Genomic DNA, 7,894 nt, shown 5'->3' on the forward strand with positions numbered 1-7,894 from the left:
GTGGGCATCGAGATCCCCGACTCACTCCAGTGGGTCGCGAAATACATTCTGGGCGCCGGTGATTGGCCCGATGGCGACGAAACCGCCATGCGCCGCCTCGCCGACGCCTGGACCACCACCGCGAAAACCCTCGACACCGTCGACGACACCGCCGCGGCTGCCCTCACCGCAACCCTGACCGCGCTCTCGGAAGGCGAGGCCCACGACGCCATCGCCGCCTACCGCGACAAACTGCTCGCCGGTGACGACGCCGCCTTCACCGCCATCCGCAAATGGTGCGAGAAACAGGCCGAGATCCTCGAAGACGGCGCCAACGACATCGAGCACACCAAGCTCGTGATCATCGGCACGATGATCGTGGCCGCCGTCGAGATCGCCGCCGCCATCGCCACCGCCTGGACCGGTGTCGGCGCCGCCGCCGGTGTAGCGGCCCGCGTCGCCGCGCAGGTCGCGGTGCGTATCGCGATGAAACAGCTGATCACCCGCATGATCGCGCGCGGCCTCGCCAAAGCCGCCGCGCGCGCGGCCCTCAAGGGCGCCGCGTTCGAGGCACTGGAAGAGGGTGGCATCGACGCCCTCGCCCGCACCATCCAGGTCGCCAAGGGCGACCGCTCGATGGACAAGTTCGGCTGGGGCGACCTGGGCCTGGCCACCTTCGGCGGCGCGGTCGGCGGCGCCGTCGGCGGCGGCCTGGGCGACAAGCTCGGCGGCGTCGGCGACAACATCTCCAACGGCCTCGGCAAAATGGCCGCCAAATCCCTCAGCGGCGCCGCCACCGAACTCGGCGCCGACCTGTCCGCCCAGGTAGCCACCGCGGGCCTCAACTCCGCCCTGACCGGCCAGGAATTCAAACTCGATATCGGCGTCGACACCTTCACCAGCGCGGGCGCGGGCGGCCTCCAGAGCGGCATCGAATCCAGCCTCCACAACGGCGGAACCACCACCGCCCCCGAGGTCCCCGACCTGGGCGAGGTCCCCGGCACCGACGCCCCCACCACCCCCGCGGGCACGGACACCCCCGCCAGCCAGCCGAACGGCGATTCCACCTCACCAGCCTCAACCGGAACCCCCAACCCCAGCTCACCCTCAACACCCAACGGGGACAGCGGAACCCAACCCGCGAACACGAACCCTTCGTCCCCCGGCGGCGATTCACCGAGCTCCCCAGGCGACACCTCCCCGAGCACACCCGGCACCGATTCACCGTCAACCGGTTCACCGAACCCGAACTCTCCCGGCGACAGTTCGCCCACCCCGAACCCACCCGCAGACAACTCCCCCAGCCCGAACTCACCCGGCGACAACTCCCCCAGCCCGAGCACACCCGGCGACAGCTCGCCCAGCCCGAGCACACCCGGCGACACTTCCCCAAGCCCGAACTCACCGGGGGACAGTTCACCAAGCCCGAACTCACCGAACGACAGCTCGCCCAGCCCGAACTCACCGAACGACAACGCGCCGAGCCCGACGACGCCCAGCAACACCAACCCCAACATTCCCGACAGCGGGACGCCCGCGGACAACGCGAATCAGCCCTCGACCGGCGCACCGACCGATCCGAGCCCGTCCACCCCCAGCGACACCAATCCATCCACACCCGCCACCAACCCCACGACACCGAGCGACACCACTCCCACCCCTGGCGACACCACCCCCAATCCATCCACACCCACCAACAGCAACCCCTCCACCCCCGGCGACACCGGTTCCCCCAACCAGAACCCAACCCAAACGCCCCAGACCCCGTCCTCCCTGGACCTCCCGTCGACAGAAACCCCAGCCCAGCCACAGCCGGTCACCCCGACAACCCCCACCGACACCACCCCTTCCCCGACAACCACGCAGCCGTCAACTCCCACCGACACCACGTCGACCAACCCCGGCACCTCCCCCACAACAGCACCCACCACCCCCGGCACCACCGCGCAGCCGACCAGCCCCAGCACCCCGTCATCCCCTGCTACCCCGTCATCCCCTGGCACTCCGTCATCGCCCTCGATCACCCCGAACATCCAGACCGACCCGAACCGCACCCCACAGTCAGACGACACCACCACCGCCGCGGCAACAATGGCCCCCACGGCCCCGACCACAGCCCAATCGGCCGGAACCATCACGCCGACAACCCCTTCCACCCCCAGCTCACCGACAAGCACCATCCCCCCGATGAGCGCCATGCCGGTCAACCCGTCGACCGGCCAGCCGACAACTACTCCCCAACCGTCCACAACCACCCGCCCGACAACCCCCACCAACGGCGCCACTCCGTCGACCACCCCGCCCATCCCCGCACGCTCACAGAACCCAACAACCACCCCACCGCGAGACTCGACACCCCCGCGAACCCACACCAACCCGGCGACCGACACGAACCCGCAGTCCGCCCCGCCCGTCGACGCCACACCGCCTGTCGACTCGACGCCGACATCCGACCTCACCCCGTCACGAGTCCCGACGACCCCAACCACCCCGTCACCGGACCTGGCATCACCAACGAACCCGTCTCCCGGCTCGACCCCGTCGACCACACCGTCACCAGACCTGGCGTCGCGAACCACCCCGTCTCCCGACTCGACACCACCGACCGACGACGATCAAGCAACGACCCCAACCGAGTCGACCCCCACCGATACACCCCAGTCGACCGAACCGACCCCCACTGAAAGCCCTTCCGACACCACTCCCGCAACCAACACCCACCCCGCCGACCCCACCCTCACCCCCCAAGACCTGGAGAACGCCGCCCGAGCCCGCCAAGCCCGCGAATCCCTCCGCGCGGTAACCCCCGCCAACGACCAGGCCCTCCAGGTAAACCCCACCACCGGCCGCCCCTACCAAAGCGCCAGCTACCCCAACGCCTTCGGCCAACCGGTCCGCGTCGTCCGAGTCACCGCCGCCGTAACCGCCTCCCCCACAACACCTCCCACCACGATCGACGCCGTCACCGACCGCACCCAACTGGCCACCGACCTCACCTTCAACCAGGGCACCCAATTCCCCCTCGGCGACTGGCTGATGGTCGACGTAGTCCCCACCACCAACCCCACCACCGCCGACCTCACGATCGACGCCGACACCAACCCCTCCCTCACCGACCTCTCCAACACCGTCCGCGCGAACCTCGGTCTCCCCCCAACCACCACCCCCACCGTCACCCCCGACGACATCCGCCAACTCGGCTCCGACATCTCCCGAGCCGACCTGGCCCGAGCCACCATCCCCTCCTGGGCCAACCAACACACCCCACCCCCAACCACGACCACGGAAACCCCAATGGTCAACACCACCCCATCCGCTGACGCGACCCCAACCGTCAACACCGACCCGACCGTCACCACCAACCCCACGGTCGACACCACCTCACCCGTCGACCCCTCTTCCGCCGTCGACCTCGACACCCTCCACAACAACCACGCCGAGCAAACCCCCGCTGGCGTCTCCCACCACCGCGGCGACCCCACGATGGGCGACCTCCCCCACCGAGTCCCCGCCGACCCCACCCGCTTCACCGCCGACACCCACATCACCCCCGACGGCCACGCCGTAGTAGGCGGCCAAACCCTCACCCCCGAGCAGTACGGCGACCTCCTCCGCCGCTCCACCTGGGACGGCACCACCCCCATCCGCCTCATCGGCTGCGACGCCTCCGCCAACGACTTCGCCAACCGCCTAGCCCAACACCTGGGCGTAGAAGTCCTGGCCCCCACCCAAGCCGCCTGGACCGACACCAACGGAAACGTCTTCAGTGCCAGCACCATCACCAACCCGGACGGCACCCGCACCCCCCGAATCCCACCCGACGGGCAATGGAGTACTCACCGTCCGGACGGAACCTCAGCTCCCCACGGCGTAGATCCCCACCCGCCAGGCACTTCGCCAACGAGTGCCCTCGATACCGACAGCGCGATCGACCGAGCCCAACCGAACAATGCCCAGACAGGAAGCCCGACCACCCCGCCTCCGACGACCACACCACCGGGCCAGCAAATACCGTTCAACGACAGTCGTGATGCAGTCCGACAGCGGATTACACCACCTACACGAGTCACGGAGGCACCGCCGTACGACCCGAACAACCCCGCTCATGCCAACATTCGCGGTAGTCGTCTACACAACGACCATCCACTACCTATTCCAGAAGGCTCCCCGACCCGCCAGGTAAACGGCCAAACAGCCGACGGCGAACCATACACCGATACCATCTACGGCGATCCGCCGGACCACACCGTTGTTCGCGACTACCCCCCGCGCGCAGTCGAATACGATCGGAAGCGCGGCGCCGGCACGTACACAGTGCTTCGTCATGAGCAGCATGTGATCTTTCCCCCTGATGCCAACGGCGATATCCGATCGTTCTCCCGATCGCAGGTCGGCGACAATGTGGTACTCACCGAATCCCTCAACGGCCGCCATGTGTCAACGGAAGGAGTCATTCGACACGACTTCTCGACCGGCGATCAGATGGACCGTGACGGCGATAGGGCTGAAAGCAACGTTGCCACTGCAACAGGCCATGAGGGCACCAACCCGAGTGGCCAGCCGACGTCGTACGATGGCGGGCATGCCTCCAGCTACCGCACTACGCTTGACCGGGGCCTCGTCAACCTTTTTCCGCAAGAGCGGACGTTCAATCAGGTCCAATTCAGAACGCTGGAGAACGCTATTGCTGGCTGGCCTGCATCAGGCGCCGGCCGAGAAACTCATATACGTTTCGAAACCGATCCTCCTGACGCAGTCACCCCAGACCGAGTGGAAGTCGAAGCACGCTTCATCGATGCCAACGGGCAACGGTTCACAACGATTAACATCGACTTCGACAACCACGGAGGAAATTCATTCAATCGCAGAGCTCACGGAGTCACATCCGCCGACTTCAAGAGACATTCTGACTGACATATTAGGAGACAATCATGAATGAAATTGACGTAGCCGAGGTCAGCATCACACTTGCGCAGACAACCGGACAAGCAGCGGCACTCGGATACGAAGACTGGACATATGGCGTATCGACACGGGTCAAGACCGCTCCGGGAGTGTCCACCTGGGATTGCTTCTCCTACCGGGACGATGACGGAACGATAGTTGATGTATTCGACCACAAAGCCATCGGTAAGGCCGCGAAGACAGCGACCCGCCAATTGCTGGAAGCCCAGGGCGACGAGTGCACGGGAGTAAAATGCACCGTAGCCCGGTCGGGCCAGTTCCGAATCGAATACTCTTTCGACTTCGATGAATCCATCCGCTGGGCCAACCCATTCTTCAGCAAACTCACGGACGAGGAAGTCATCGAAAATGTTCGCCCGCGTGACTTCTGAACACCATGAGCGATCTCGATAACCAATCGACTGGCAAGGTGACCCTTCTCGCGAACAAGATCTGGACGACCTTGACCAACCGAGGATTCGAGCCCCCGCTTCGTCGCGGAGACCATCCTGCCGACCGGTACGAAGCCCTTACTGGCGAGCCAGCCCCAGCAGAAGCCGCCGCGCTGTGGTCAGTGCTCGGCGGTCGAGACGTTTTCGGTCTGTGCTTCGAGAGCGCATGGTCAGCAGGCGAACTGTGCGACGCCCGTGCCACCGAGGCCGAATTCAGTGGCCCCGGGGTCCCGTACGAGGAGTTGGACGGATCGGTCGCGGACTCGGTGCGAATGGTGTGGTGGGATCGCGGATGGTGTCCCGTGATGGCCACCGCAGACATCGCCTTCGCCATTGATACGAATCCGGGTGCCACCGGTCACCGCGGGCAGATCATTTTCTGCACTCTGCACGAGGACTGTGACAGGGAAGCGGTTTGGGATTCACTCGCTGATTTTCTCCGGGATGTATTGACTGCAGTTTCCTCCGACGGGTTGATCATCGAAAACGGTTTCGGACAATTTGCCCACACCGACGGATACAACCGGAGTGTTCCAATTTCGATACTAGAAGTCGGTAGAGCCCACCGAGATGGCCGCGGTATTCAACTACTCGGCCTAGGTGACGCGGTCTAGGTCGAACCGACTTCGAGGACACCGCCTATTCGGCGTACAAGGTCTCAAGGTCGACCAGCAACACGCCACCCATCGACGTCAACTCGGAACTGAAGCCCGCACCGCTGTAACACGCGAGCAGGGTGGACCTGACGTCATACCCTTTGCCCGCCAGCAGTTCTCGAGCGCGTTCCAGGCGATTGATGTGGCCGACGCCCATGACACGATCCCACTTCACCTCGCCCAGGGAGAGCACGCGCCTCGGCTGGCCGGGTTCCTCCGCGGCGAGGACTACGACGTCGACTTCTATCTGCGCGCGAGCGTTGGCGTCGTTGATCGAGGCGGAGGCGACGTGGCCGACTGGCTCGCCGAACACCGCGGGTCCGGCGGTGAGGGCCCAGTCGCGGCAGATGGATTCGAAGTTCGGCCCGACGACCTTGGCGAGGAAGGTCGATTGGGCGCCGGTCCAGGCGACCTCTTCGTACCCGCGTTCCAAGAGCGTCCACTGCCGGCGCATGATCGCCTCGTAGAAGACGATCAGCGGTTCGGAAATTCGGTAGAGCGGCTTACCTTTGGTGAACGCGTCCGCGTCACGGACGATCAGCTGCGAATCCTCCAGCACCGACAGCGGGTGGCCGATGTCGGTGGACGGGCGTCCGATCGCCGCGGCGATGCCGCCACGAGTCGCGTTACCGGTCGCGATAGCGCCGAGAACCGCGTGGTAGAGCGCGACATCACGGATCTCGGTCTCCTCAGCGAGCAGGTATCGGGCCTCGCGAAACAGCGGAACCTGCGGATTCAGCACTGTGCGCAACACCCAGGAGTCGAAGTCCGCCAGCGAGGACGGTGCGTCGCCGCCTACGAATTCGCGACGATAGGCAGGCGTACCGCCGACGATCGAGTGCACCAGCACGGCCAACCGCGGGTCGTCGATCTCCCAGAACCGCGCGGCCTGCCGATATCCGAGCGGTTTGACGACCAGTTCGAGACTGGCGCGGCCACGCAACGGTGCGGTACCGGCCAGCAGCCCGCCCATCACCGACATCGCTGACCCACACAGCAGCACTCGCGAGCCCGCGCTTCGCGCACTCCCCCGCGGATCCAGCGCGCGCTGCAGTTGAGACGGCAGTGCGGGCGATGCCTTGACCAGGTAAGGGAATTCGTCGATCACCACGAGCCGATTGCCGACCACCGCGAACAGCCGCTCCAGCGCCTCCTCCCAGTCATGGAACGCGTACCGACCACCGCCCCCGAAGGCCGCGACCGCGCGTCCGAACCGTTCGAGCGTTTCCCGCTCGGTCGATTCGGTCGCCGCGAAGAAGAACGCGCCGGTCTGCTCGGCCAATGCGTCGAGCAGGTAGGTCTTGCCCTGCCGTCGTCGCCCGCTGACGATCCCCAGTCGTACGTCATCGTTGCTGGACGCGGCGAACCTGGCCAAACCTTCCCACTCGCGAACGCGATCGAACACTCGCTCGGGCTTCTGAGGAAGGCTCACGCTATAGAACTATACACCTTAGAACTATAGTTCTATAGCGGAGAAGCATAGGATGGAGGTCTGCGGCCATGCCTTCCGCTCGCGGCTTGGCACAGGCTGGTTCGACCCGATCAACCTCGGACAGAACGACTCTCGGGGCAGAGGTAGAGGATGCCAGTGGGTTGCTCTCGCAGGTAGGAGTGTGTAGCGTCACACCAGCAAGAACGGCCGCCCGGTGAGCGCCAACTCACCGAACGGCCTGGGTACGAAACAGTCCGAGCTGTTCGCACCGTGGGATGAAATCCTACATGCAACGGCTCGATGCCTCATGGCGTCGGGCCATCGTCGTCTTCGGGGTGAAGTCTGCCCCGCGCGACGAGCTGACTGTGTCGTGTCCAGGCGTGGCCGCCTCTGCCGGTCGTTACCGGAGAGCCCGACCGAGGGACAGACAA

Annotated in this window: 4 protein-coding genes; 3 read left to right on the forward strand and 1 reads right to left on the reverse strand. The window is 65.4% G+C overall.

Annotated elements, in window-relative coordinates; genetic code table 11:
• The 3 genes from WA675_RS26945 to WA675_RS26955 are packed head-to-tail and all read left to right on the forward strand — an operon-like array spanning position 1 to position 5,989.
• Positions 1-4,893 (forward strand): WXG100-like domain-containing protein, encoded by a 4,893-nt coding sequence (locus WA675_RS26945; RefSeq protein ID WP_336088189.1) that lies wholly within the window; start codon positions 1-3, stop codon positions 4,891-4,893.
• Positions 4,894-4,910: 17 nt separating this feature from the next.
• The gene (locus WA675_RS26950; protein WP_336088191.1) at positions 4,911-5,315 is read left to right on the forward strand and encodes a hypothetical protein; all 405 of its coding nucleotides are present in this window, start codon (positions 4,911-4,913) and stop codon (positions 5,313-5,315) included.
• Positions 5,316-5,320: 5 nt separating this feature from the next.
• Complete coding sequence (locus WA675_RS26955) at positions 5,321-5,989, forward strand: SMI1/KNR4 family protein (protein WP_336088193.1); 669 nt, start codon at positions 5,321-5,323, stop codon at positions 5,987-5,989.
• Positions 5,990-6,014: 25 nt separating this feature from the next.
• Here the strand turns inward: WA675_RS26955 and WA675_RS26960 are convergent, their stop codons facing one another.
• Positions 6,015-7,463 carry an AAA family ATPase gene (locus WA675_RS26960; RefSeq protein ID WP_336088196.1) on the reverse strand — a complete coding sequence of 483 codons (1,449 nt, stop codon included), beginning with the start codon at positions 7,461-7,463 and terminating at the stop codon, positions 6,015-6,017.
• Positions 7,464-7,894: the final 431 nt, after the last annotated feature.

Source organism: Nocardia sp. SSK8, assembly GCF_037034205.1.
In the GTDB taxonomy this organism is placed as follows: domain Bacteria; phylum Actinomycetota; class Actinomycetes; order Mycobacteriales; family Mycobacteriaceae; genus Nocardia.

Coding starts and splice junctions, on each gene's coding strand:
- WA675_RS26955 (WP_336088193.1), top strand. CDS start 5,321: ATGAGCGATCTCGATAACCAATCGACTGGCAAGGTGACCCTTCTCGCG.
- WA675_RS26950 (WP_336088191.1), top strand. CDS start 4,911: ATGAATGAAATTGACGTAGCCGAGGTCAGCATCACACTTGCGCAGACA.